The 24197-nt window shown below is 70.9% G+C and carries 24 protein-coding genes; 16 read left to right on the top strand and 8 right to left on the bottom strand.

Going from position 1 to position 24197, the window contains the following annotated elements:
* The first annotated feature begins 5 nt into the window (after positions 1–5).
* The 3 genes from RBJ65_RS10700 (at position 6) to RBJ65_RS10690 (ending at position 2888) form a co-directional block, all read left to right on the top strand.
* The gene (locus RBJ65_RS10700) at positions 6–1247 is read left to right on the top strand and encodes a HAMP domain-containing sensor histidine kinase (RefSeq protein ID WP_306318126.1); all 1242 of its coding nucleotides are present in this window, start codon (positions 6–8) and stop codon (positions 1245–1247) included.
* Positions 1248–1675: 428 nt separating this feature from the next.
* On the top strand, positions 1676–1972 hold the full coding sequence (locus RBJ65_RS10695; RefSeq protein ID WP_018535993.1) for a DUF4193 domain-containing protein: 297 nt from the start codon (positions 1676–1678) through the stop codon (positions 1970–1972).
* 13 nt (positions 1973–1985) lie between these two features.
* The gene (locus RBJ65_RS10690; RefSeq protein WP_306318127.1) at positions 1986–2888 is read left to right on the top strand and encodes a hypothetical protein; all 903 of its coding nucleotides are present in this window, start codon (positions 1986–1988) and stop codon (positions 2886–2888) included.
* A 32-nt stretch (positions 2889–2920) separates the two neighbouring features.
* Here the strand turns inward: RBJ65_RS10690 and RBJ65_RS10685 are convergent, their stop codons facing one another.
* Positions 2921–3370, bottom strand: coding sequence for a DUF3093 domain-containing protein (locus tag RBJ65_RS10685; protein WP_306318128.1), 450 nt, complete (start codon positions 3368–3370; stop codon positions 2921–2923).
* A gap of 58 nt (positions 3371–3428) precedes the next feature.
* Here RBJ65_RS10685 and RBJ65_RS10680 point away from each other — a divergent pair, with 58 nt between their 5' ends.
* From RBJ65_RS10680 to RBJ65_RS10645, 8 genes are all read left to right on the top strand, one after another.
* Complete coding sequence (locus tag RBJ65_RS10680) at positions 3429–4013, top strand: PaaI family thioesterase (protein WP_306318129.1); 585 nt, start codon at positions 3429–3431, stop codon at positions 4011–4013.
* Positions 4014–4015: 2 nt separating this feature from the next.
* Positions 4016–4573: a dUTP diphosphatase gene (gene dut / locus RBJ65_RS10675; RefSeq protein WP_306318330.1), complete on the top strand. Its 558-nt coding sequence runs from the start codon at positions 4016–4018 to the stop codon at positions 4571–4573.
* A gap of 1 nt (position 4574) precedes the next feature.
* Positions 4575–5339, top strand: coding sequence for a DUF3710 domain-containing protein (locus tag RBJ65_RS10670; protein WP_306318130.1), 765 nt, complete (start codon positions 4575–4577; stop codon positions 5337–5339).
* Between the two features lie 170 nt (positions 5340–5509).
* Positions 5510–6235, top strand: a complete 726-nt coding sequence (locus RBJ65_RS10665; protein WP_306318131.1) for an ABC transporter ATP-binding protein — start codon at positions 5510–5512, stop codon at positions 6233–6235.
* A gap of 127 nt (positions 6236–6362) precedes the next feature.
* Positions 6363–8951, top strand: coding sequence for a sensor histidine kinase KdpD (locus RBJ65_RS10660; RefSeq protein ID WP_306318132.1), 2589 nt, complete (start codon positions 6363–6365; stop codon positions 8949–8951).
* Entirely contained in the window at positions 8948–9631 is a 684-nt protein-coding gene (locus tag RBJ65_RS10655; protein ID WP_306318133.1) for a response regulator, read from the top strand. Before RBJ65_RS10660 ends, RBJ65_RS10655 begins: the two co-directional genes overlap by 4 nt.
* A 106-nt stretch (positions 9632–9737) precedes the next feature.
* Positions 9738–10148: an OB-fold nucleic acid binding domain-containing protein gene (locus tag RBJ65_RS10650; RefSeq protein WP_306318134.1), complete on the top strand. Its 411-nt coding sequence runs from the start codon at positions 9738–9740 to the stop codon at positions 10146–10148.
* Between the two features lie 3 nt (positions 10149–10151).
* On the top strand, positions 10152–10934 hold the full coding sequence (locus RBJ65_RS10645) for a DUF3159 domain-containing protein (RefSeq protein ID WP_372341231.1): 783 nt from the start codon (positions 10152–10154) through the stop codon (positions 10932–10934).
* A gap of 119 nt (positions 10935–11053) precedes the next feature.
* Here RBJ65_RS10645 and RBJ65_RS10640 read toward each other — a convergent pair whose 3' ends face one another.
* Genes RBJ65_RS10640 through RBJ65_RS10630 form a run of 3 tightly spaced genes read right to left on the bottom strand, consistent with a single transcriptional unit; the run spans position 11054 to position 12572 of the window.
* The gene (locus RBJ65_RS10640) at positions 11054–11725 is read right to left on the bottom strand and encodes a TrkA family potassium uptake protein (RefSeq protein ID WP_306318135.1); all 672 of its coding nucleotides are present in this window, start codon (positions 11723–11725) and stop codon (positions 11054–11056) included.
* On the bottom strand, positions 11725–12393 hold the full coding sequence (locus RBJ65_RS10635) for a TrkA family potassium uptake protein (protein WP_306318136.1): 669 nt from the start codon (positions 12391–12393) through the stop codon (positions 11725–11727). The genes RBJ65_RS10640 and RBJ65_RS10635 overlap by 1 nt, the downstream gene beginning before the upstream one ends.
* Positions 12394–12419: 26 nt before the next feature.
* A complete protein-coding gene (locus RBJ65_RS10630) occupies positions 12420–12572 on the bottom strand; it encodes a hypothetical protein (RefSeq protein ID WP_306318137.1) in 153 nt (50 codons plus the stop codon).
* A 91-nt stretch (positions 12573–12663) separates the two neighbouring features.
* On the opposite strand from RBJ65_RS10630, the gene RBJ65_RS10625 reads away from it, so the two are divergent.
* Positions 12664–14709 (top strand): APC family permease, encoded by a 2046-nt coding sequence (locus RBJ65_RS10625; protein ID WP_306318138.1) that lies wholly within the window; start codon positions 12664–12666, stop codon positions 14707–14709.
* Between the two features lie 126 nt (positions 14710–14835).
* Positions 14836–16164: a class I SAM-dependent RNA methyltransferase gene (locus tag RBJ65_RS10620; RefSeq protein ID WP_306318139.1), complete on the top strand. Its 1329-nt coding sequence runs from the start codon at positions 14836–14838 to the stop codon at positions 16162–16164.
* A gap of 18 nt (positions 16165–16182) precedes the next feature.
* Here RBJ65_RS10620 and RBJ65_RS10615 read toward each other — a convergent pair whose 3' ends face one another.
* Positions 16183–17229, bottom strand: coding sequence for a Rieske 2Fe-2S domain-containing protein (locus tag RBJ65_RS10615; RefSeq protein WP_306318140.1), 1047 nt, complete (start codon positions 17227–17229; stop codon positions 16183–16185).
* Between the two features lie 307 nt (positions 17230–17536).
* On the opposite strand from RBJ65_RS10615, the gene RBJ65_RS10610 reads away from it, so the two are divergent.
* Both RBJ65_RS10610 and RBJ65_RS10605 read left to right on the top strand, forming a co-directional pair.
* Positions 17537–18214 (top strand): cyclopropane-fatty-acyl-phospholipid synthase family protein, encoded by a 678-nt coding sequence (locus RBJ65_RS10610; RefSeq protein WP_306318141.1) that lies wholly within the window; start codon positions 17537–17539, stop codon positions 18212–18214.
* Between the two features lie 260 nt (positions 18215–18474).
* Positions 18475–19977, top strand: coding sequence for an MFS transporter (locus tag RBJ65_RS10605; RefSeq protein WP_306318332.1), 1503 nt, complete (start codon positions 18475–18477; stop codon positions 19975–19977).
* On the opposite strand, the gene RBJ65_RS10600 is transcribed toward RBJ65_RS10605, so the two are convergent.
* A complete protein-coding gene (locus tag RBJ65_RS10600) occupies positions 19961–21229 on the bottom strand; it encodes a condensation protein (protein WP_306318142.1) in 1269 nt (422 codons plus the stop codon). The two genes, RBJ65_RS10605 and RBJ65_RS10600, sit on opposite strands and share 17 nt — an antisense overlap.
* A gap of 233 nt (positions 21230–21462) precedes the next feature.
* Between RBJ65_RS10600 and RBJ65_RS10595 the strand changes: the two genes are divergently transcribed.
* Entirely contained in the window at positions 21463–22209 is a 747-nt protein-coding gene (locus RBJ65_RS10595; protein ID WP_306318143.1) for a class I SAM-dependent methyltransferase, read from the top strand.
* 32 nt (positions 22210–22241) lie between these two features.
* On the opposite strand, the gene RBJ65_RS10590 is transcribed toward RBJ65_RS10595, so the two are convergent.
* Together RBJ65_RS10590 and RBJ65_RS10585 are read right to left on the bottom strand one after the other, a co-directional pair.
* Complete coding sequence (locus RBJ65_RS10590) at positions 22242–23060, bottom strand: methyltransferase domain-containing protein (protein WP_306318144.1); 819 nt, start codon at positions 23058–23060, stop codon at positions 22242–22244.
* A gap of 291 nt (positions 23061–23351) precedes the next feature.
* Positions 23352–24191, bottom strand: coding sequence for an SAM-dependent methyltransferase (locus RBJ65_RS10585; protein WP_306318145.1), 840 nt, complete (start codon positions 24189–24191; stop codon positions 23352–23354).
* Positions 24192–24197: the final 6 nt, after the last annotated feature.

Here is a 24197-nt window from a genome sequence, read left to right as displayed (position 1 = left end):
CCTCGATGGCCGCCGCACCCGCGCCCCCCTCTCCGGCGCCACCGAAACCGACATGGAAGCCAGGGGCGAAGACCGAGCCGCCCTTCCCCTGGCTCCGCCCGACCATCCGGATAAGGCTCACGCTGCTCTACGGCGGCATGTTCCTCATCGCGGGCATCCTGCTGCTGTCGATCATCTACCTCCTGGCGGCGCAGGCCCTCGACGTGGGCGGCACGCTTCCGTTCAAGGTCACCGACGGGCACGTCATCAGCACCAGCTGCAACTTCCCGACGGGGAACATCTCGGCGAGCGAGCTGAACGACCTGATGAACGACTGCGTGAACCAGCAGCGTCAGCACGCCCTCGACACGCTCCTCAGCCGCAGCTTGATGGCGCTGATGGGGCTCGCCGTGATCGCCTTCGCCTTCGGTTACGCCATGGCGGGCCGCGTCCTTTCCCCGCTCGGCCGGATCACGCGCACCGCCCGCCGGGTCGCCGGCACGGACCTGACGCGCCGCATCGAGCTGGACGGCCCGGACGACGAGCTCAAGGAGCTCTCCGACACCTTCGACGAGATGCTGGACCGCCTGGAGCGCGCCTTCACGGCCCAGCAGCGCTTCGTCGGCAACGCCTCCCATGAGCTGCGTACGCCGCTCGCCATCAACCGCACCCTCCTGGAGGTGCACCTCTCCGATCCGGGCGCCCCTGTGGAGCTGCAGCAGCTCGGCAAGACGCTGCTGGCCACCAACGAGCGCAGTGAGCAGCTCGTGGAGGGCCTGCTGCTGCTCGCCCGCAGCGACAACCAGATCGTCGAGCGCAAGCCCGTGGACCTGGCGGAGGTCGCCTCGCAGGCGATCGACCAGGCCAGGACGGAGGCCGACGAGAAGGGCGTGGAGATCCGCGGTGAGCGCAAGGAAGCGGTGATCCAGGGCAACGGCGTGCTCCTGGAGCGCATCGCCCTGAACCTCGTACAGAACGCCGTCCGCTACAACATCCCCGAAGGGGGATGGGTGGAGGTCGACACGGAGGCCCAGCACGGCCAGGCGGTCCTGGTGGTGGTGAACACGGGCCCGGTGGTCCCGGCGTACGAGATCGACAACCTCTTCGAACCGTTCAGGCGGCTGCGTACCGAGCGCACCGGCAGCGACAAGGGCGTGGGCCTCGGGCTCTCCATCGCCCGGTCCGTCGCCCGCGCGCACGGCGGGCGCATCACCGCCGAGCCGCGTGAGGGTGGTGGGCTCGTGATGCGAGTCACCCTGCCGATCTAGGTCGGTTCGACGTGCGTGCCGTCCACGGATCTGACATGCTGCCGCCGACGCGCTGGGGGAAGTTCGCTTTTGGCTGAATTTTCCGGACCTGCGCCGGAGGCTGTCGTGTGTGATCGATCACATGGGCGGTTTTTCGGCCGTCCACTCTCCGTGATCGCGAAAGCCGTGTGAAAGCCCGGAAAATCCGGGTTTTCGGGCGCCTTGATCACGGGAAGTACACGGGGTGGCGCCCGTGCGGTGCGGCAATCGGACCGTGTACGGTCCCGTTCGCCACCCAAGATGATCACTCGTGAGGGGTCCGGTTGGGTGTCGATTGAGTAACAGACCTTGATGTGAGGCAAAATCTCCGCCTCAGGTCGGGCACAAGTCCGGCCTCTCATGCGTTACGGCGCTTGAGACACCGCAGACACCCAGAGGGGGAGAGCGACATGGCAACGGATTACGACACCCCACGCAAGACCGATGACGACCTCAACGAGGACAGCATCGAAGAACTGAAGTCCCGGAGGAACGACAAGTCCGCGTCGAACGTCGACGTGGACGAGTTCGAGGCCGCCGAGGGCCTGGAGCTTCCGGGCGCCGACCTCTCGAACGAGGAGTTGGCCGTCCGCGTCCTGCCCAAGCAGCAGGACGAGTTCACCTGCATGAGCTGCTTCCTGGTTCACCACAGGAGCCAGCTCGCGCGGGAGAAGAACGGGCAGCCCATCTGCCGCGACTGCGACTAGGGCAGGGTCGGGCATGACCAGCTCGACCCCGCCCTGGAAGCGCCGGTCCCGCAAGAAGCTCCGCGGGGCGGCACAAGGCCCGTCAGAGGCCGTGCGTGACGACGAGCGAGGCTCTTTCCCCGGTGCACCTGGTGAGCCCGGTGCCCCCGGAGAAGAGGCCTCGCTCGAATCGGCGGACGCCCTCGAAGTGGCCGGCAAGGACGGTGCGCGCAGCGGCGGCACCGTCGCGAGAGGCGCCAGAACGGCCAGAGCGGGGCTGGCCAAGAGTGGCGCCGCCGCCAAGGCCGGCGTCGGCTACATCGCCGACCGGATCATCGAGAACGCGCCGCGCGTCCCCGTGCGGGACCTGGCGACCCTCCGCAAGCAGTTCCCCGGCCTCGGGCCCGAGCGGCTCGCGGACAAGCTCGTCACGGGCGCCAGCGCCGCCACATCGACCGTGGGCGCGGGAGTCGGTGCCGCCGCGATGCTGCCCGTGCCACCCGCGATGCCGGCCGAGCTGGCCGCCGAGGTGACCGGCGTCGCCGCGATCGAGCTCAAGCTGATCGCCGAACTGCACGAGGTCTACGGGCTGCGGCCGCCCGGGAACCTGAAGACCCGCAGCACCGCCTATCTGACCGCGTGGACGGAAGAGCGCGGGATCGACGTGGCCAAGCCCGTGACGATCAACGCGGCGCTCGGCGGGCAGATGAAGCGCGAGCTGCGGCAGCAGATCATGAAGCGGACGGTACGGAACCTGCCGAGCCTGACGCCGTTCATGATCGGCGCGGCCGTGGGGGCGTTCATGAACCGGCGCGACACCAAGAAGCTCGCCGACCGGGTCCGTCAGGACCTGCGGGGGCAGCAGGTGCCCTGGGAGGCGCTGCCCGAACTGCCGCCCCTGGAAGAGCCGCCGGACGCGCTGGACATCGGGGCCTGACGGCCTCGCCCGCTCGGCGTTTTTGCCTTCCTTCAGGCGCGGCTCAGAGCCTTTGCCAAAGCTTCAGGGTCGCGCGTCGACACGTACACGTACGGGGTCGGGTCCGAGGGATCGGTGATCTCCGCCCGGACCGCCGTGCGGACGTAGCTGCGCAGCAGCATGAAGGCGCGGGGGTCGGCCTTGTAGGTGCGCCAGGCGACGGCCTCCTCCGCGTCCAGGACCTCCACCTCGCCGAGCGCGGAGAGCGGGATCTTCGCGTCGCCCGCGACCAGCGAGTCGGCCACGACACGCACCCGCGCCGAGCCGTACGAGCTGGTGATCACGGCCGCGATGAGCAGACCGCCGACGAAGCCGCCGAGCAGCGGCAACGTGCCGAAGGGCAGCAGGATGATGGCTCCGACGACGCCGACCATGAAGGTGATGAGCCACCACGAACGGGGCGCGGTGAGTCGTTCGTCGTAAGGCGTCGTCGAGAGCTCCATGGGGTCAAGCTTGGCATGATGCGTGGACTGATAGGACGCGCGGGTAAGGTCTGCGCCTGTGAGTGGTACTTCAGCAGCTCTGACGCCCCCCGCCGACGCCATAGCCCCGGTGCGGCACCCCGACGCTCCCGCACCGGGCGAGCTTCTCGGCGCGCACTACGGACACTGTTTCGGCTGCGGCGGCGAGCAACCGCACGGGCTGCACCTGGAGACACGGGCCGGTGAAGGCGTCACCGTCACCGCCGAGTTCACCGTGCGCCCCGCCCATCAGGGCGCGCCGGGGCTCGCGCACGGCGGGATCCTCGCGACCGCGCTCGACGAGACGCTCGGCTCCTTGAACTGGCTGCTCCAGGCCATCGCCGTGACCGGTCGCCTGGAGACCGACTTCGTGCGGCCCGTCCCCGTGGACACGCTGCTGTTCCTGTCCGCCGAGGTGACGGCCGTCGCCGGGCGCAAGATCTACTCGACCGCGACCGGCCGGATCGGCGGCCCCGACGGGCCCGTCGCGGTGCGCGCCGACGCCCTCTTCATCGAGGTCAAGGTCGACCACTTCATCGAGAACGGCCGCGAGGAAGAGATCCAGGCGGCCATGAGCGACCCCGATCAGGTCAGGCGCGCCCGCGCCTTCGAGGTGAACCCGTGAGCATTGTCCATGGCGGCCCCGGCAGCGAACTCGGCGTGCTCGTACGGCGCGTCGACCCCGACGTGCCGCTGCCTTCGTACGAGCACCCCGGTGACGCCGGAGCGGATCTGCGGACCACCGAGGCGTGCGAACTCGCGCCCGGCGAGCGGGTCGTTCTGCCCACTGGAGTGTCGATCGCCCTGCCCGAGGGGTACGCGGCCTTCGTGCACCCCAGATCCGGCCTCGCAGCGCGCTGCGGCGTGGCTCTGGTGAATGCCCCAGGGACGGTGGATGCCGGGTACCGTGGGGAGATCAAGGTGATCGTGGTGAATCTCGACCCGCGCGACAGCGTGCGGTTCGAGCGTTTCGACCGGATTGCCCAACTGGTCGTCCAGCAGGTCGAGAGGGTCCGCTTCCAGGAGGTCGCGGAACTTCCCGAATCGGTGCGGGCCGAGGGGGGCTTCGGGTCCACCGGCGGGCACTCTTCCGTAGGTGGTCCGACCGTTGCCGACAGCGGCGCGGACGGTCAAATGGGTGGGAATCGATACGCTTCGGTCGTATCCGACCGGGAAGGACAGTGACGTGTTCGGACGTCGTAACAAGGACGGCGCCGCCGAGGATGCGGCCGGCGAGACCGAGCAGTTCGCTGAGGACGCTGCCAGCGCCGACACGGACGCCGAGGAGTCGGAGCGCGTCCGGCTCGAGCCGGAGCCCCGTCCCGACGGCCCTTGGGACGCCTCCGAGGCCCGGGAGCCCGGCGAGGGCCGGGTCGACCTGGGCGGGGTCTTCGTCCCCGGCGTGGAGGGCATGGAGCTGCGCGTGGAGGTTGCGGGCGACGCGATCGTCGCCGCGACCGTCGTCCTCCAGGACAGCGCGATCCAGCTGCAGGCCTTCGCCGCGCCCAAGAAGGAGGGCATCTGGGGCGAGGTCCGCGAGGAGATCGCCTCGGGCATCACTCAACAGGGCGGCGTGATCGACGAGGTCGAGGGCCCGCTCGGCTGGGAGCTGCGGGCCCAGGTGCCGGTCCAACTGCCGGACGGCACGGGCGGTTTCCAGGTCGTACGGTTCATCGGAGTCGACGGCCCGCGCTGGTTCCTGCGCGGCGTGATCTCCGGCCAGGGCGCCGTGCAGCCGCAGGCGGCCGGTCTCCTGGAGCAGATCTTCCGCGACACCGTCGTGGTGCGCGGCGAGGGCCCGATGGCCCCGCGCGACCCGATCGTCCTCAAGCTCCCGGACGACGCGCAGATGGTCGCCGAGAGCGCCCAGGGCGAGTCCCAGGAAGCCTCGCGCTTCTCCGGAGGCATGGGCCAGCTGGCCCGCGGCCCGGAGATCACCGAGGTCCGCTGAGCCGCCTCAGCTGTTGTACGAAGGCCGGTGCCGCGCATCCGTAGGGGTGCGCGGCACCGGCCTTCGTCATGGGGCACAAGCCGCCCACCCGCCCCGACCGTTGCCCGGCCCCGAGCCGCGCGGCCATACTGACGGCCGACCGGGAACGTACGTGCGGGGGAGCGGGCGCGATGACCGAGAGCACCGAGGCGGGGACCGCCGTCCTGGAGCAGGGCGGCAGCGGGCCGATGGTCCGGGTGGACGGCCTGCACCGCTCGTACGGGACCGGCGCCGCCGCCGTGCACGCCCTGCGCGGAGTCTCCTTCGAGGTGCCGCGCGGCGAACTCGTCGCCCTCAAGGGGCGGTCGGGATCCGGCAAGACCACGCTGCTCAACCTCGTCGGCGGGCTCGACCGGCCGGACCGGGGGCGGGTCGTCGTGGACGGGCTCGACCTCTCCGAGCTGGGCGAGGACGGGCTGCTCGCGCTGCGCCGCGACAGGGTCGGCTTCATCTTCCAGTCCTTCGGGCTGATCCCGATCCTGTCCGCCGCCGAGAACGTCGGCGTACCGATGCGGCTGCGCAAGGAGCGGCCACGCGCGCGTGAGGAGCGGGTCGAGCTGCTGCTCTCCCTGGTGGGCCTCGCGGGGCACGCCGCGCAGCGGCCCGGCGAGCTGTCCGGCGGGCAGCAGCAGCGCGTGGCCATCGCCCGCGCGCTCGCCAACAAGCCGGCCCTGCTGATCGCCGACGAGCCCACCGGACAGCTCGACGCGGAGACCGGGCTCGCCGTGATGGAACTGCTGCGGGCGGTCGTGCGCAGCGAGCACGTCACCGCGCTCGTGGCCACGCACGACGCCGCGCTCCTCGACCTCGCCGACCGCGTCCTGGAGCTGCGCGACGGGGAGATCGCCGAACACTGAGCCGAGCACTGAGACGCATCAGGGTTGTGTCAAAGCCGCCCGCCCAGCCGCCCTCCGCCCCATTTGCCCAGTTCGGCGGCCGTAGGCTCGACGCTGCGCAGAGCAGTCACAGGAAGACAATGGGGCCATGGGACGCGGCAAGCTTCGGATATACCTCGGTTCCGCACCGGGCGTCGGCAAGACGTACGCGATGCTGTCCGAGGCGCACCGCCGGGTGGAGCGGGGCACGGACTGCGTGGTGGCGTTCGTCGAGCACCACGACCGGCCGCGTACCGAGGTGATGCTGCACGGCCTGGAGCAGCTGCCCCGCAAGGAACTCACGTACCGGGGCACCGTCTTCCAGGAGATGGACGTGGACGCCGTGCTGCGCCGCGCCCCCGCCGTCGCCCTCGTCGACGAACTGGCCCACACGAACGTGCCGGGCTCGCGCAACGCCAAGCGCTGGCAGGACGTGGAGGAACTGCTTGGTGCGGGCATCGATGTCGTATCGACCGTCAACATTCAACATCTTGAGTCGTTGGGTGACGTGGTTGATTCGATCACTGGTGTACGTCAACGGGAGACGGTTCCCGACGAAGTCGTCCGCCGTGCCGACCAGATCGAGCTCGTCGACATGTCGCCCCAGGCGCTGCGCCGCCGCATGGCGCACGGCAACATCTACAAGCCGGACCGGATCGACGCCTCGCTCTCCAACTACTTCCGCCCCGGCAACCTCACCGCCCTGCGTGAGCTGGCCCTCCTCTGGGTCGCCGACCGGGCCGACGAGTACCTCCAGGAGTACCGGGGCGAGCACAACATCCGCTCCACGTGGCAGGCCCGCGAGCGCATCGTCGTAGGACTCACCGGCGGGCCCGAGGGCCGTACGTTGATCAGGCGCGCGGCGCGGCTCGCCGAGAAGGGCGCCGGCGGCGAGGTGCTCGCCGTGTACATCGCCCGCAGCGACGGCCTCACCGCCGCCTCGCCCAAGGAGCTCGCGGTTCAGCGCACCCTGGTCGAAGACCTCGGCGGAACGTTCCATCACGTCATCGGCGACGACATCCCCGCGGCCCTCCTGGAGTTCGCCCGCGGCGTCAACGCCACCCAGATCGTCCTGGGCTCCTCGCGCCGCAAGACCTGGCAGTACATGTTCGGCCCCGGCGTCGGCGCCACCGTCGCCCGCGAGTCCGGGCCCGACCTCGACGTGCACATCGTCACGCACGACGAGGTCGCCAAGGGGCGCGGGCTGCCTGTGGCACGCGGCGCCCGGTTCGGCCGCTCCCGGGTCGTGTGGGGCTGGCTCATCGGCGTCGGCGGCCCCGCGCTGCTCTCGCTGATCCTCACGCACGCCGAGAGCGACCTCGGCCTCGCCAACGACATGCTGCTGTTCCTGTCCCTGACGGTCGCCGCGGCGCTCGTCGGCGGGCTGCTCCCGGCGCTGGCCTCGGCGGCGTTCGGCTCGCTGCTCCTGAACTACTTCTTCACGCCGCCGCTGCACCTGTGGACCATCGCCGACCCACGCAACATCGTCGCCATCGTGATCTTCGTGGGCGTCGCGGTGTCCGTGGCCTCGGTCGTCGACATCGCGGCGCGCCGCACCCACCAGGCGGCCCGGCTGCGCGCGGAGTCCGAGATCCTGTCGTTCCTGGCGGGCAGCGTGCTGCGCGGCGACACGAGCCTGGAGGCGCTCCTGGAACGCGTACGGGAGACCTTCGCGATGGAGTCCGTGGCGCTGCTGGAGCGGGAGCGCGACACGGCGCCCTGGACCTGCGCGGGGAGCGTCGGGCCGCGACCCCTGGGCCGGCCCGAGGACGCCGACGTCGACATGCCGGTCGGCGACCACATGGCGCTCGCCCTGTCCGGCCGTGTGCTGCCCGCGGAGGACCGGCGCGTGCTCGCCGCCTTCGCCGCGCAGGCCGCCGTCGTACTCGACCGCCAGCGCCTCCAGTCCGAGGCCGACCAGGCCCGCACCCTGGCCGAGGGCAACCGCATCCGTACGGCGCTGCTCGCGGCCGTCTCGCACGACCTGCGCACCCCGCTCGCGGGCATCAAGGCGTCGGTGTCCTCGCTGCGCTCCGAGGACGTCGACTGGTCGCCCGAGGACCAGGCGGAGCTCCTCGCCGGGATCGAGGAGGGCGCCGACCGGCTCGACCACCTCGTGGGCAACCTGCTCGACATGTCGCGCCTCCAGACCGGCACCGTCACCCCGCTCATCCGCGAGATCGACCTCGACGAGGTCGTGCCGATGGCGCTGGTCGGCGTGCCGGACCCGGACCTCAGCGTCGACCTCGACGTCCCCGAGACGCTGCCCATGGTGAGCGTCGACAAGGGCCTCCTGGAGCGGGCCGTCGCCAACATCGTCGAGAACGCCGTCAAGTACAGCCCGCCCGACGAACCCGTGCTCGTGTCCGCGAGCGCGCTCGGCGACCGCGTGGAACTACGTGTGGTGGACCGCGGGCCCGGCGTCCCCGACGACGCCAAGGACCGGATATTCGCGCCCTTCCAGCGCTACGGTGACGCTCCGCGCGGCGCCGGTGTGGGCCTCGGGCTCGCCGTGGCGCGCGGCTTCGTAGAGGCGATGGGGGGCACGCTCAGTGCGGAGGACACTCCAGGAGGCGGGCTCACCATGGTCCTGACCCTGCGGGCCGCCCACACCGCCGTAGAACCCGTAGAACCCGCAGAACCCGCCGTACAGACAGCCGCACCGGCGGCCGCACCCCAGAGAGGCAGGAACGTATGACCCGGGTGCTCGTGGTCGACGACGAGCCGCAGATCGTCCGCGCCCTCGTCATCAACCTGAAGGCGCGCAAGTACGAGGTGGACGCCGCCGTGGACGGGGCGCAGGCGCTGCAACTCGCCGCCGCCCGCCACCCCGACGTGGTCGTACTCGACCTGGGCCTGCCCGACATGGACGGCGTCGAGGTGATCAAGGGACTGCGCGGCTGGACCCGCGTACCGATCCTCGTGCTGTCCGCGCGGCACTCGTCCGACGAGAAGGTCGAGGCGCTCGACGCGGGCGCCGACGACTACGTGACCAAGCCCTTCGGCATGGACGAACTCCTCGCCCGGCTGCGGGCCGCCGTGCGCCGCGCCGAGCCCACGGGCACCGCCGAGGACGAGGGGATCGTCGAGACCTCGGACTTCACCGTCGACATGGCCGCGAAGAAGGTCAACCGGGGCGGGCACGACGTACGCCTGACCCCCACGGAGTGGCACCTGCTGGAAGTCCTGGTGCGCAATACGGGCCGCCTCGTCAGCCAGAAGCAGCTGCTTCAGGAGGTGTGGGGGCCCTCGTACGGGACCGAGACCAACTATCTGCGGGTGTACATGGCGCAGCTGCGCCGCAAGTTGGAGACCGACCCCTCGCATCCGCGGCACTTCGTGACCGAACCGGGGATGGGCTACCGCTTCGAGCGATGAAGGGCGATGAAGGGCGATGAAGGGCGACAAGGGGCGGTGAGAGCGGGCGAAAGCGGGGTACACCAGCGGGTACGACGCTGTCACAGGGCCCAGGTACGCTTCCAGTATGAGTGCTGTTCCGCGTTCCGACAGGGCGACCGAGAAGCCGGCGGGCCGATTCCGGCGCATGCTCGACAGGCTGTCCAGTTCCCAGGAGGACCTGGAGTCGGAGGAGCTGCGCGAGGACTCGGAGACCACCGGCTGCACGCGCATCGGTGACTGCACGGACCGACAAATAGTCACCGTTACTGGTACGTTGCGCACGGTCACCCTCCGGCCACGCGCCGGAGTCTCGGCTCTGGAAGCCGAGTTGTTCGACGGCTCGGCCGCGCTGGACGTGGTGTGGCTCGGCCGGCGTTCGATCGTCGGGATCGAGCCGGGCCGCAAGCTCATAGCTTCCGGCCGGGTCTCGATGAGCCGGGGCCGTAGGGTGCTGTTCAATCCGAAGTACGAACTCAGACCGCTTGGACGGGAGTAGCCGGTGACGTCCCTCGACAAGCCGACCGACCGCGACATCACGGGCCAGGACGGCCAGGAGGGCCAGGACGTCACGGACAAGTCCGTGACCGAGGCCGCGCTCTTCGAGGCCTTCGGCGGCGTGCGGGGCATGGTGGAGACGGTCCTGCCGGGCCTGCTCTTCGTGAGCATCTTCACGGTCAACAAGGACCTGCACATGTCGGCCATCGCGGCGCTCGCGGTGTCCCTGGTCCTCGTCGCCGTGCGGCTGGTCATGAAGGACACCGTCAAGCACGCCTTCAGTGGCGTCTTCGGCGTCGCCTTCGGTGTCGTCTTCGCGATGATGACCGGCAACGCCAAGGACTTCTATCTGCCGGGCATGCTCTACACGTTGGGGCTCGCGCTCGCGTACATCGTGACGACCTTGTGCGGCGTTCCGTTGATCGGGCTCATCCTCGGGCCGGTCTTCAAGGAGAACCTGTCCTGGCGGACGCGTAACCCCGGGCGCAAGAAGGCGTACGCGAAGGCGAGTTGGGCCTGGGGGCTCATCCTGCTGGCCAAGTGCGCGATTCTGTTCCCGCTGTACTGGTGGGCGGACACGACCCAATTCGGGTGGGTGCTCGTCGCGTTGAAGATCCCGCCGTTCCTGCTGGCCGTGTGGCTCACTTGGGTATTCCTCGCGAAGGCGCCCGCGCCGATCGATGTGTTCGCGGAGATGGAGCAGGCCGAGCGGGAACGTGAGGCCGACCGTGAGCGGGCGGAGGCGTCCCGTTCCGAGGGCGGCGCCCGCCATCGCCGCGAGGTGTGAGACCGGGGTGCGGGTTCGGCGTCGGCCGTGGCTGGGGTTGCGCAGTTCCCCGCGCCCCTGAAAGCAAAAAAGCGGGAAGCGCCCCCACGAGCTCTGCTCGTGGGGGCGCTTCCCGCTTTTTATGCGTCTTCGCGGCGGACCGAAAGGAGGTCCTCCAACTGCTCCTCGCGCGCCTGCGCCGCGACGAACAGCAGCTCGTCGCCCGCCTCCAGCGAGTCCTCCGGGCTGGGGGCCAGGACGCGGGTGCCGCGGATGATGGTCACCAGGGACGTGTCCTGGGGCCACTGGACGTCGCCCACGCGCGTGCCGGCCAGGGCCGACTCCTCGGGGAGCGTCAGCTCGACCAGGTTCGCGTCGCCGTGGCTGAAGCGGAGCAGGCGGACCAGATCGCCCACGCTGACCGCCTCTTCGACGAGGGCCGACATGAGGCGCGGGGTGGAGACGGCGACGTCCACGCCCCACGACTCGTTGAACAGCCATTCGTTCTTGGGGTTGTTGACGCGGGCGACGACCCGCGGGACCCCGTACTCGGTCTTCGCGAGCAGCGAGACGACCAGGTTGACCTTGTCGTCGCCGGTGGCCGCGATGACCACGTTGCAGCGCTGCAGCGCCGCCTCGTCCAGGGACGTGATCTCGCAGGCGTCGGCGAGCAGCCACTCCGCCTGCGGCACGCGCTCGACCGAGATGGCCGTCGGGGCCTTGTCGACGAGGAGGACCTCGTGACCGTTCTCAAGGAGCTCGCCCGCGATCGAACGACCGACGGCGCCGGCTCCGGCAATGGCGACCCTCATCAGTGACCGCCCTCCTCAGGGCCCTCGGCGAACGCCGCCTCGACCTTCTCGACGTCGTCCGTACGCATCATCACGTGTACGAGGTCGCCTTCTTGCAGCACCGTCTGCGACGTCGGCAGGATCGCCTCGCCGAGCCGCGTCAGGAACGCGACGCGCACGCCGGTCTCCTCCTGGAGGCGGCTGATCTTCTGGCCGATCCAGGACTCCGACGCGTGTACCTCGGCGAGCTGTACGCCCCCGGTGGGGTCGCGCCACAGCGGCTCGGCGCCGGACGGCAGCAGGCGCCGCAGCATCTGGTCGGCGGTCCAGCGGACCGTGGCGACCGTCGGGATGCCCAGGCGCTGGTAGACCTCCGCGCGGCGGGGGTCGTAGATGCGCGCCGCCACGTTCTCTATGCCGAACATCTCGCGCGCGACCCGCGCGGCGATGATGTTCGAGTTGTCACCACTGGAGACGGCGGCGAAGGCGCCCGCCTCCTCGATACCCGCTTCGCGCAAGGTGTCCTGGTCGAAACCGACGCCGGTGACGCGACGGCCGCCGAAACCCGAACCCAGTCGACGGAACGCCGTCGGGTCCTGATCGACCACGGCGACCGTGTGCCCCTGCTGCTCCAGGGTCTGGGCGAGTTGGGACCCTACTCGGCCACAGCCCATGATCACGATATGCACGGCCCTACCCCGCACTCCTCATAGGCCTATTGACCTGCGTAAACGTCCTGCTCATGGCTCTCTCTCGCGGCGTGGTCCAGCCGGTGCGGCTCGATCTCGGGCACGGTGCGGGCTGCAGTGCGGCTCGCGCTCTGGAACACCGTATCGGCAATGTCGGAGATCTCGTCCTCCGCGTCCACGGCGAGATCGCCGGGGGCGTGGCGCAGAGCACGAAGCCGAATGGGGGTGGTGGGTGGGCGGCCCCGCGTTCGAACGCTTACGATCCTCTCCGTGTCCAAACTGACCGACGTGCCCAAACGGATCTTGATCGGGCGCGCTCTGCGCAGTGATCGGCTCGGAGAAACGCTCCTGCCGAAGCGCATCGCCCTCCCCGTTTTCGCCTCCGACCCGCTGTCCTCCGTGGCGTATGCGCCCGGCGAGGTCCTGCTGGTCCTCTCCATCGCGGGCGTGTCGGCGTACCACTTCAGCCCATGGATCGCGGTCGCGGTCGTCGTGCTGATGTTCACGGTCGTCGCCTCCTACCGCCAGAACGTGCACGCCTACCCGAGCGGTGGCGGCGACTACGAGGTGGCGAACACCAACCTCGGCCCGAAGGCCGGGCTCACCGTCGCCAGCGCGCTCCTCGTCGACTACGTGCTGACCGTGGCCGTGTCGATCTCCTCCGGCATCGAGAACCTCGGCTCCGCGATCCCCTTCGTGGTCGAGCACAAGGTGCTGTGCGCGGTCGCCGTGATCGTGCTGCTGACGCTGATGAACCTGCGCGGTGTGAAGGAGTCGGGGAAGCTTTTCGCGATTCCCACGTACGTCTTCGTGGCCGGCGTCTTCATCATGATCGCCTGGGGCGCCTTCCGGGGCCTCGTCCTCGGCGACACCATGGAGTCCCCGACCGCCGACTTCCACATCAAGGCCGAGCACCAGGGGCTCGCGGGCTTCGCGCTCGTCTTCCTGCTGCTGCGCGCCTTCTCCTCCGGCTGTGCGGCGCTCACCGGCGTCGAGGCGATCTCCAACGGCGTCCCCGCGTTCCGCAAGCCCAAGTCGAAGAACGCGGCGAGCACGCTGGCGCTGATGGGCGCCCTCGCCGTCACCATGTTCTGCGGCATCATCGGGCTCGCCCTCGCGACCGATGTGCGGATGGCGGAGAACCCGGCCAAGGACCTGATCCACAACGGCGTCGCGGTCGGCTCCGGCTTTGTGCAGGACCCGGTGATCGCACAGGTCGCCGAGGCCGTGTTCGGCGGCGGCAGCTTCATGTTCCTGATCCTGTCGGCGGCCACCGCGCTCGTCCTCTTCCTGGCCGCCAACACCGCGTACAACGGCTTCCCGCTGCTCGGCTCGATCCTCGCGCAGGACCGTTACCTCCCGCGCCAGCTGCACACCCGCGGCGACCGCCTCGCGTTCTCCAACGGCATCGTGCTGCTCGCGGGCGCCGCGGCCCTCCTGGTCGTCATCTACGGCGCCGACTCGACCCGCCTGATCCAGCTCTACATCGTCGGCGTCTTCGTGTCGTTCACGCTCAGCCAGACCGGCATGGTCCGGCACTGGAACCGGCACCTGAGGACGGAGCGCGACCCGGCCGAGCGCCGCCGCATGATCCGGTCCCGCGCGATCAACGCGTTCGGCGCGTTCTTCACCGGCCTCGTCCTCGTGGTCGTCCTTCTTACGAAGTTCACGCACGGCGCCTGGGTCGCCCTGCTCGGCATGGTCATCTTCTTCGTGACGATGACCGCGATCCGCAAGCACTACGACCGCGTCGCCGACGAGATCGCCGCCCCCGAGGTCCCCTCCGACGACAGCGTGCGCCCCTCCCGGGTCCATTCGCTGGTCCTCGTGTCGAAGATCCACCGGCCGACGCTGCGCGCGATCGCGTACGCCAAGTTGATGCGTACGGACACCCTTGAGGCATTGAGCGTCAATGTTGATCCAGCGGAGACGAAGGCATTGAGGGAGGAGTGGGAGCGTCGAGGTATTGACGTACCGCTCAAGGTTCTTGATTCGCCGTACCGGGAAATCACCCGGCCCGTCATCGAGTACGTCAAGAACCTCCGCAAGGAGTCGCCGCGCGACGCGGTCAGCGTGATCATCCCCGAGTACGTCGTGGGCCACTGGTACGAGCACCTGCTGCACAACCAGAGCGCGCTGAGGCTCAAGGGCCGGCTGCTGTTCACGCCGGGCATCATGGTGACGTCCGTCCCGTACCAGCTGGAGTCCTCCGAGGTCGCGAAGAAGCGGGCCCGCAGGCGCTCCGAGTGGAACGCGCCGGGTGCCGTGCGGCGCGGACCGGTCGAGAAGCGCCCGAAGGAGCCCAGCTCGAAGTAGGCGGGGGAGCTACGTGCCGTGGTGAGCGGCCGGACGATGGCGACGTAAACTGGTCGGCTGTTGTCCGGCCGCTCTTCCGTGGCCGCGACGGCCGACGATCTTCCCCTTACGTACTGGAGCCCCGCCATGCAGGCAGAACCGACGAAGTCACTGGTGGGGGAGGAGTACGAGGTCGAGGTCGGGCCCGTCGCGCACGGCGGCCACTGCATCGCGCGCACCGCCGAGGGCCAGGTCCTCTTCGTGCGGCACACGCTGCCCGGCGAGCGCGTCGTGGCGCGGGTGACCGAGGGCGAGGAGGGCGCGCGCTTCCTGCGCGCCGACGCGGTGCAGGTCCTCGAAGCGGCGAAGGACCGCGTCGAGGCCCCCTGCCCCTACTCGGGACCCGGCCGCTGCGGCGGCTGCGACTGGCAGCACGCCAAGCCCGGCGCCCAGCGCCGCCTCAAGGGCGAGGTCATCGCCGAGCAGCTGCTGCGCCTCGCGGGTCTCACGCCCGAAGAGGCCGGCTGGGACGGCACGGTCATGCCGGCCGAGGGCGACAAGCTCCCGGCGGGCGAGGTCCCGCAGTGGCGCACCCGCGTCCAGTACGCGATCGACGCCGACGGCAACGCGGGCCTGCGCCGCCACCGCTCGCACGAGGTCGAGCCGATCGAGCACTGCATGATCGCGGCCGAGGGCGTCAGCGAGCTCGGCATCGAGCAGCGCGACTGGTCCGGCATGGAGTCCGTCGAGGCGATCGCGGCGAGCGGCTCGCAGGACCGCCAGGTGATCCTCACGCCTCGGGCCGGCGCCCGCCTCCCCATCGTCGAGCTCGACAAGCCGGTCTCCGTGATGCGCGTCGGCGAGAAGGACGGCGGCGTGCACCGCGTCCACGGCCGCCCCTTCGTACGCGAGCGCGCCGACGACCGTACGTACCGGGTCGGCAGCGGTGGCTTCTGGCAGGTGCACCCGAAGGCGGCGGACACGCTGATGCGCGCCGTCATGCAGGGTCTGCTGCCGCGCAAGGGCGACATGGCGCTCGACCTGTACTGCGGCGTCGGCCTGTTCGCGGGCGCGCTCGCGGACCGGATCGGCGACAAGGGCGCGGTCCTCGGCATCGAGTCCGGCAAGCGCGCCGTCGAGGACGCGCGGCACAACCTCGAATCCTTCGACCGGGTCCGCATCGAACAGGGCAAGGTCGAATCGGTCCTCCCGCGCACCGGCATCTCCGAGGTCGACCTCATCGTCCTGGACCCGCCGCGCGCCGGCGCCGGCAAGAAGACGGTCAGCCATCTGACGACGCTGGGCGCGCGTCGGATCGCGTACGTGGCGTGCGATCCGGCGGCGCTGGCGCGGGACTTGGGGTACTTCCGGGAGGGTGGGTACCGGGTGCGGACGTTGCGGGCGTTCGACTTGTTCCCGATGACGCATCATGTGGAGTGTGTCGCGATCCTTGAGCCGGTGGACAAGGGGCGCTGACCCGCTCCCGGCGGAGCGCTACGCCGGGTCGCCCTGGGGGTAGAACTGGTGCGCCCACTGGCGGTACGCGCCGATGGGGCCGTCGCCCTTCGCGATCCGGGGCGGGCTGAGGTAGCGCTTGCGGTGCCAGACGGGGAAGTCGGCGGCGAAGGCCGCGAAGACCGCGCGTTCGCCTACGTGGGTCACGGCGCGGGCCGCGGCCGCCAGTGCTGGTTTGAGGGTGTGGTGCAGCGGCCCGTCGGGGGGAGCCAGAAGGACGCTGGTTCCGATTTGTACGTAGGTCCGCCATGGAGCCACGGGCCGCGGCGCGACCAGGCTGGTCAGCGTCATCCCCACCTTGGGGGCGCGGAGTTCGACGTGGAGGAAACCCAGGCCGAACATCGTGAGCTTCATATTCTGTCCGATGGTGCCAATGGCCGGAATGCGGCGACTGAGTCTGAGGTCGATCGTGTAGCTGTGTTCGTCGGCTACGGGGGGTCGAAGCAGTTCCGCGTGGGGGAGTTTGTGCAGGGCGAAGAGATGCCCGACGTCGACGATGTTCTCGAAGACTTCTTGTGGGTGGGTGTCCAGGGCCACCGAACGAAAGCGCATGGGTGAGCTCCTGGGGTCCAGCATTTGGGGAATCCGCCAGTGGGGCTGGTCGGTACGCGGGCCGGACCAGGCGAAAACGGCGCCGTTGACCTCCTGGCTGGGGACGACACCGAGCGTGCTCTGGACGGGCTGCCCGGAGTAACCGGGGCCGACCTGTGCGACCTGTCCGTCCGGGTCGAATGCGAATTGGTGAAAGGGGCAGACGATGTTCTCTCCCTCCACCCAGCTACCGCATCCCAGATGTGCCCCCAAGTGCGGGCAGTTGGGGCGGACCACTCTGAGGCGACCGGAGGACGTGCGGTAGACGACCACGTCACCGCCCATGAGATGCCTGGTGGCGACGGTGCCCGGCGGGATTTCCTTCGAGGTGGCGAGCATGAACCAACCCGTCGGATAAGGCAGGGGGGCGTCAATTCCAGAATATGCCGGACGCGGCAGTTCCTGCCCTACCAGGTCGACGTGACGCTTCTGCATGGCGCGCTCCGTTCCCAGGGTGCAGATCGCATTTGGTGACTTGTTCGAAACGCTACATGTTCTGTATTTCACCGCGACTTGACTTCCTTGATGGGTGTGAACGGCATCGCGTGAGAGTGCGTAGTACCGGTTGGTGATCCTGCGTGGATGCGGGGGGTCGGGGCGGGAGGTCGGGGGCGAATTTCTGTACCATTCCGGAATTTCTCCGGGGGGTACCGCTCGACCGCGGTAAATGATTCGCGTCCTCTTGGTCGTCGACGCGGCGCGCTGATTTTCTGCACATGTCCATTCGACGGAAGGTCATCGCATGCCGTCCCACGTGGTTCCGCAGGATCCGCCCCCTGCCGTACCGCCTCCCCAAGTCATCGAGAGTTCCTACGAGTTCGCCTCCGAGATGCTGCTCAGGCTCGGGGGCGGGAACTTCCATCGCGGCTGGTGGGACTCGCCCGAGGACCCCAGGACGCTCACCGAGGCCCAGGAGCACCTGACGGACCAGGTCGTCGCGCGGCTCGGCGCCGGGCCGGGGGCCAAGGTGCTCGACCTCGGCTGCGGCACGGGGCTGCCGGCGCTGCGGATCGCGCGGGCGACCGGGGCGCGGGTGCTCGGTGTGTCCGTCATCGAGCGCCACGTCGAGGAGGCCAACGAGCAGGCCGACCGCGAAGGGCTCGGGCAGCAGGTGCGGTTCGAGGTGGCCGACGCCCACCACCTCACGTATCCCGAGGAGTCCTTCGACGAGATCGTCGCCATCGAGTCGCTGGGGCACATGAACCGCGCCACGGTCCTGCCTCGGCTCCGTTTCCTGCTGAAGCCGGGGGCCGGCCGGTGGTGCACGACTACTTCCTGCGCGACTCCGTCGACGAGGCCCAGAAGGCGGTCGCGGCGGCGTTCCGGGGCATCGCGCTGCTCAGCGAGTACCCCGGGCCCGCGCGGATCGCCCGGCAGGTCGGCGACGCGGGCCTCGACCTGCTGGAGTTCCGCGACCTGACGGAGCAGACGTCGACGCCGACCTACGCGCGCTTCGGGGAGATCTTCAGGGAAAAGGTCGCCCCGGCCCTCGCGGAGGTGTACAGCGAGGAGTTCCTTCAGGGGGTCCTCGGGTTCTTCGACAGCTCCGACGCCTGCGGAGGCCCGCACCACTACACCCAGTGGATCGCCCGCCGCCCCATGGACGACCGCGGCGGCCGCTCCTGCCTCCTGCCTCCTGCCTCCTGTCTCCTGTCTCCTGCTGAAAGGCGGAACCCCGCCATGTCCGTCGCCACGACGGCCGATCCCCGGCGATGGAAGGCCCTGGTGTTCCTCTGCCTGGCCGAGTTGATGGTCGTGCTCGACGGGACGATCGTGAACATCGCCCTGCCCGCGGCCCAGCGGGACCTGAACTTCTCCGACGCCGACCGGCAATGGGTCGTCACCGCCTACGCCCTGGCCTTCGGCGGCCTGCTCCTGCTCGGTGGCCGCATCGCCGACCTGTGGGACCGCAAGCGGGCCTTCGTCACGGGCGCGGTCGGATTCGCCGCCGCGTCCGCGCTGGGCGGCGCGGCCGTGAACACCTCCACGCTGCTGACGGCCCGCGCCCTGCAGGGCGCCTTCGGCGCGCTGCTCGCCCCGGCCGCGCTGTCCCTGTTGTCGTTGTTGTTCACCGAGGCCAGGGAACGCGCCAGGGCGTACGGCGTCTACGGGGCCATCGCCGGTGCGGGCGCGGCGATCGGCCTGCTGCTCGGCGGCGTGCTGACGGAGTATCTGGACTGGCGCTGGACCCTGTTGGTCAACATCGGGTTCGCGGCCGTCGCGGCGGCCGGTGTCCTGTCGCTCGTCGAGGGCCGGCCCCCGGGCCGCCGCCGCGGGTTCCGGTCCCGAGCCCGCGGCCTCGACCTCCCCGGCGCCGTGCTCGCGTGCGGCGGGGCGGTGTGCCTGGTGTACGGGCTCGCCCGCGCGGAGTCCGACGGGTGGGCATCGGCGCCGACCCTGGGGCTGCTCGGCGGCGCGGCGCTGCTCGTGACGGCGTTCGTGGTGCTGGAGAGCCGGGTGCCGCGGCCGCTGCTGCCGATGCGCGTCGTCCTGGACCGCAACCGCGGCGGGGCGTATCTCTGCCTGGCGATCACCTTCGTCAGCATGTTCGGGCTGTTTCTCTTCCTGACCTACTACCTCCAGGCCGTCCTCGGCTTCGGCCCGCTGCGGTGCGGCCTGGCGTTCATGCCGCTGACGGCCGGCATCATGATCGGCGCGACGCGGATCAGCGCCCCGCTGGTGCCCCGCGTGCCCGCCCGCGTGCTGATGGTGCCCGGCTTCCTCACCGGCGCCGCGGGCCTCGCGATCCTCGCCCAGATCGGCCCTGACGGTTCGTACGCCCGGATCGTGCTGCCCGGCACGTTCGTCATGGGCCTCGGTCTCGGAGCGGTCCTGATGCCGGTGATGAGCCTGGCGACGCTCGGGGTGGACGCGCGGGACACCGGCGTCGCCTCCGCCATGGTCACCGCGTCCCAGCAGTTGGGCGGGGCCATCGGTACCGCGCTGCTCAACACGGTCGCCACCACCGCCACCGGGTCCTATCTCCGGCACCACCTGCCCGCCCTCCCCGCGGCGGCGGCCGGGGTGCGGGTCAGGGGCGTGGTGCACGGCTTCTCCGTCGCGATCTGGTGCGCCGCGGGCTTCCTCGTCCTCGCCGCCGCGGTCGCCGCCCTCCTGATCAACCACAGGCCGCGGGCCGCCGTACGGCGCGGCGGGGCGGCGGCGGTCACGGCCGGGCCCTGACCGCCTCCGGGCGGCGGGCGACGACGGCGTCGGCGACCTCGTGCGTACGGGACGCCAACTCCTCGATCTGGGCGTCCGTGTACCAGGCGTGACTGAACGTCAGGTCGGTGTGGAGCTCTCCGTCGAACCGGGTGACGACCGCGAACACCGTGGGGATGTGCGCCATCGGCAGCACCCGTACGCCGGTGACGGCGAGGTTCCCGGGGAGGGGCGGGGCGGGGATCGTGCCCAGGTTGGTGACGAAGAAGGTCGGGGGGCACTGCTGCGCCATGTAGGAGAAGGCCGCCAGTTCGCGCTCGGCGGTCCCCGCGTCCAGGTTCTCGCGTACGGACGCCGCCAGTTCCCTGCCCAGCTCGACGGGGTCGGCGCCGGTGTCGACCGTGACCCGCACCGGGAATCCGGACGCCGCCGACTGCAGGACATCCTCGGCGATCGGCGGCGCCACCCTCCTGCGCATGTCGACCGCGACGCCGCAGCACACCCGGACCGGGCCGGTGTCGGGCCGCAGGCAGGGGCGTACGGCGGCGAGCAGCAGTCCGCACACGAGGGAGTTGACGGACAGTTCGTTGTGGTGTGCGAGGTCGGCGAGTGCGGCGGTCCTCGCGGCGTCCAGGCCGACGCGGACGGCGCCGAAGGTCGGGTCGGGACCCGGGGCCCCGCCCGTCGCCGCCAGGGCGGGCAGGGCGACGGAGGGCATCCGGGCATCGGTCCGGGCGCGCTCGTCTACGTAGGCCCGCAGATCGTCCGGCGTGTACTTGTCCGCGAAGCGCTCCTCGATCGCCGGCGCGAGAACGGGCTGGACCGGCCGCACTGGTTCGGCCGGTCGTGCCGGGTGCTGCCGGTTCTCGTACGCCTCCGCGTAGAACGACCAGAACGCCCGCTGCAGGGAGAGGAGGCTGGTGCCGTCCACGCAGGCGCGCGGCAGCGTCGTCACGAGGTGGTGGTGGCCGGGCTCCCCGGGGACGAGGGCCATCCGCAGCAGCGGCCCCGCGGACCAGTCGCTCCCGGCGGCGAGTTCCGGGCCCAGTTCCGTGGCGTGCTGGAGCCGCGGCACTGCGGTCCGCCCCTGCTCCGGCATCCGCAGATACGCGCGTCCGTCCTGGCAGGAGAGGCTCCCGCCGAGTACGGGACAGCGTTCGGCGAGCCGCTCCAGCGCGCGGTCGAGGGCAGGTTCGTCCAGGTCGCCCCGGAGTTCCCAGACGGTCACCACGCGCATGTCGCCGGCGACCATCATGCTTTCGTGGGCGGACAAGAGGCGTTCCATGTTCGGCGTTCTGCCTTTCCGTCTATCCGTGTTTCCGTCTATCCGGGTTTCCGGGTTTCCGGGTTTCCGTGATGGGCCGGGTGCCGTCGGCACCCGGCCCATGCCACGTGGTCGCGTAGATCTCTGTCCGCCGCGGCCGACGCTGCTCCGGCCGCGTCCGCCGCGAGTCCACGATGGGTGCCGTTCCGCCGTCAAAGAGTGGCGCGTAGAAGGGAATCGCAATGGCACAGGACCCGACGGACATCACGATCGACAAGGAGAGCGTCGACTACGACGCGTTCTACCGGGGCCGGCCCCTCACGGCGGAGACGGACGTGGCCTATCCGCAGGTGCCCTGGGACATCGGTGAGGCGCAGCCGGCGGTGGTCGAGCTGGTCGAGGCCGCGGACTTCCGCGGCCCGGTCCTGGACGCCGGCTGCGGTCCTGGCGACAACGCCGTCCTGCTGGCCCGGCGCGGTCACGAGGTCACGGCGTTCGACAGCTCGACCGCCGCGCTGCGGGAGGCCAGGGAGCGCGCCGCCGCGCTCGGGGCGCGGGTGGACTTCGTGGAGGCGGACGCCACGCACCTGACGGAGTTGGAGGGGCGGCGCTTCGCGACCGTGCTGGACAGCGCGCTGTACCACTGCCTGGACGACGCGCAGCGGCGCGAGTACGTCGCGGCGCTGCACCGTGTCACCGAGCCCGGCGCGGAGCTGCACCTGATCTGCTGGGCCGAGGGAACGGCCGGGGTGCGCCAGCCGATGGTGGTGAGCGAGGAGAATCTGCGTACCGTCATCGGCACTTGCTGGGACATCACCGCCGTTCGGCTCACCAGCCTCACCACCGCCGTGGTCCCCAGCAGCCTCACCGACGCGGACCTCGACCGGTTCCGGCGGCTTGGCGTGACGATCGACAGGGAGCGGGTGCGGGTCGACGGCGAGGGCAGGATCGTCGGGCCGGCCTGGTACCTGCACGCCGTCCGCCGCTGAGCGGACACGTCGGCGCCGCCCCGGCGCGCTCCTCACGCCGCCCGTTCCCTGCGGGCGACCGCGAAGACCCGGCGGAACGGGAAGACCGTGCCGTACGGGGCGGCGGGATACGTCTCGCGGAGGCGGGCGCGGTATTCGGCGAGGAACTCCTCGGCGTCCCCGGGGTCATCGGCCAGGGCGTCGAGGAGCGGGCGCATCCCGGTGCCCGTGACCCAGCCCGCGAACGGGTCGTCGGCGGGCAGGACATGGCCGTACGTCGTCTCCCAGGCGTCCACCGCGAGGCCGAGGCCAGCGAGCCGGTCCAGGTAGTCGGCCGGGTCGTGGACCGTGTGCTCGGGCAGGACGCCGGTGCCAAGACGCTCGCGCCAGCGGGGGCTCGCGCACAGCGCGCGGAGCGCGGCGTGCCCGGCGGAAGCGGCGTTGTCGGGGACCTGGAAGGCGAGGACGCCGCCGGGGCGCAGGGCCCGCGTCCAGTCCTTGAAGCGCTCGGCGTGGTCGGTGATCCACTGCAGCGCGGCGCTGGAGACGATCAGGTCGTAGGGCTCCTCGGGGCTCCAGTCGCCGATGTCGGCGCGCTGGAACTCCAGGCGTCCGCCCGCGGCCGTCTCGCCCGCCCGCGCCTCTGCCGCGCGCAGGCTCTCGGCGCAGCTGTCGAGTCCGGTGATGTGCGCGTCGGGCCAGCGTTCGGCGAGTACGGCGGTGACGACGCCGGTCCCGCAGCCGAGGTCGGCGATGCGGGCGGGGCGGCCGGGCAGTTCGGGGATGCGGCCGAGGAGATCGTGGAAGGGACGGGTGCGCGGATCCGGACTGTCGAGGTACCGCTGCGGGTCCCAGGCGCGGGTGGTGTGCATGGCGGGGCTCCAGGAGGACGGGGGGGCGAGGGAGGGGCGGGGCGGGGATGACGGGGCGACAGGCCGGTGGGGGTACGGACGCCTCGCGGACCGGCGGCGGACCCGGCGGCGGACCGGTGGCGGGTCGGGCGGTGGGCCGGTGGCGGGTCGGCGGTGGATCGGTGGCGGGCTGGCGGTGGAGCAGCGGAGGGGCGGCTGTGGACCGGCGGTGGATCGGTGGCGGGGCGGCGGCGCATCTACGGTGGGTCGGCGGTGGACGGCGGGGGCAACTGCGGGGGATCGGGAGGGTGTTCAGGGTTTGTGGCCGACCCCGCCCACGACATCGGCCACGAGTGCGGCCCATTCGGCGGACGCGGGTGACTCGGCGTCCGGGCGCCAGTCGGTCAGCGGGACCACTCCCGGGTCGACGAGCCGCAGCCCGTCGAAGTAGCCGGCGATCTGCCGCGGGGTGCGCAGGTGGTACGCGACGGGGGCGTCGGCGTTGTGGCGGGCCTGGACGGCGCGCCAGTCGCTCTCGGTGTCGCTGATGTCGTGCGCCAACAGGTGGCTGCCGGAGGGAAGTTGGGCCATCAGCGTCCGGACCGTGGCGCGGGCCTCCTCGTAGGTGGGTACGTGGCCGAGGATGCCGCTGAGGACGAGCGCGACGGGCCGGTTCAGGTCCAGCGTTCCGGAGACGGCCTCCAGGAGAGCTTCGGGGGAGCGCAGATCGGCCTGGAGGTAGGTGACGGCGCCGGGGGGCGACGGGGCGAGGATCGTGCGGGCGTGGCCCACGGTCACCGGGTCGTTGTCGGCGTAGACGACGCGCGCGTCGGGCGCCGCCCGCTGGGCGATCTGGTGCGTGCTGCCGGCCGCGGGCAGGCCGGGGCCGATGTCCAGGAACTGCCGGACGCCCGCCTCGTGCGCCAGGTGGCGTACGGCGCGGTCGAGGAAGTGGCGGGTGGTGCGGACCCGTTCCACGAGGCCGGGGTTGGCGGCGGCAAGCCGGTCGCCGGCCGCGCGATCCACGGCGTAGTTGTGCGTGCCGCCCAGCCAGTGGTTCCACATGCGTGCGGCGCTGGGCTGGGAGGGGGCGAGGTCCGCCGCCGGCGTGCGGCCGGGCGGTGCGGTGGCGGGTACGGCCTGGTTTGTCACGTCCTG

The sequence above is a fragment of the Streptomyces sp. KL109B genome (genome assembly GCF_030766935.1).
Lineage (GTDB): Bacteria > Actinomycetota > Actinomycetes > Streptomycetales > Streptomycetaceae > Streptomyces.
This window is presented reverse-complemented; position numbering and strand designations above follow the sequence as displayed.

Excerpts from the sequence above, each read along its gene's own strand:
- RBJ65_RS10685 (WP_306318128.1), bottom strand. The coding sequence starts at position 3,370 with ATGGAGCTCTCGACGACGCCTTACGACGAACGACTCACCGCGCCCCGT.
- RBJ65_RS10660 (WP_306318132.1), top strand. The coding sequence starts at position 6,363 with ATGGGACGCGGCAAGCTTCGGATATACCTCGGTTCCGCACCGGGCGTC.
- RBJ65_RS10610 (WP_306318141.1), top strand. The coding sequence starts at position 17,537 with ATGCCGTCCCACGTGGTTCCGCAGGATCCGCCCCCTGCCGTACCGCCT.
- RBJ65_RS10620 (WP_306318139.1), top strand. The coding sequence starts at position 14,836 with ATGCAGGCAGAACCGACGAAGTCACTGGTGGGGGAGGAGTACGAGGTC.
- RBJ65_RS10650 (WP_306318134.1), top strand. The coding sequence starts at position 9,738 with ATGAGTGCTGTTCCGCGTTCCGACAGGGCGACCGAGAAGCCGGCGGGC.
- RBJ65_RS10695 (WP_018535993.1), top strand. The coding sequence starts at position 1,676 with ATGGCAACGGATTACGACACCCCACGCAAGACCGATGACGACCTCAAC.
- RBJ65_RS10700 (WP_306318126.1), top strand. The coding sequence starts at position 6 with ATGGCCGCCGCACCCGCGCCCCCCTCTCCGGCGCCACCGAAACCGACA.
- RBJ65_RS10615 (WP_306318140.1), bottom strand. The coding sequence starts at position 17,229 with ATGCAGAAGCGTCACGTCGACCTGGTAGGGCAGGAACTGCCGCGTCCG.
- RBJ65_RS10605 (WP_306318332.1), top strand. The coding sequence starts at position 18,475 with ATGTCCGTCGCCACGACGGCCGATCCCCGGCGATGGAAGGCCCTGGTG.
- RBJ65_RS10665 (WP_306318131.1), top strand. The coding sequence starts at position 5,510 with ATGACCGAGAGCACCGAGGCGGGGACCGCCGTCCTGGAGCAGGGCGGC.
- RBJ65_RS10640 (WP_306318135.1), bottom strand. The coding sequence starts at position 11,725 with ATGAGGGTCGCCATTGCCGGAGCCGGCGCCGTCGGTCGTTCGATCGCG.
- RBJ65_RS10590 (WP_306318144.1), bottom strand. The coding sequence starts at position 23,060 with ATGCACACCACCCGCGCCTGGGACCCGCAGCGGTACCTCGACAGTCCG.
- RBJ65_RS10595 (WP_306318143.1), top strand. The coding sequence starts at position 21,463 with ATGGCACAGGACCCGACGGACATCACGATCGACAAGGAGAGCGTCGAC.
- RBJ65_RS10655 (WP_306318133.1), top strand. The coding sequence starts at position 8,948 with ATGACCCGGGTGCTCGTGGTCGACGACGAGCCGCAGATCGTCCGCGCC.
- RBJ65_RS10690 (WP_306318127.1), top strand. The coding sequence starts at position 1,986 with ATGACCAGCTCGACCCCGCCCTGGAAGCGCCGGTCCCGCAAGAAGCTC.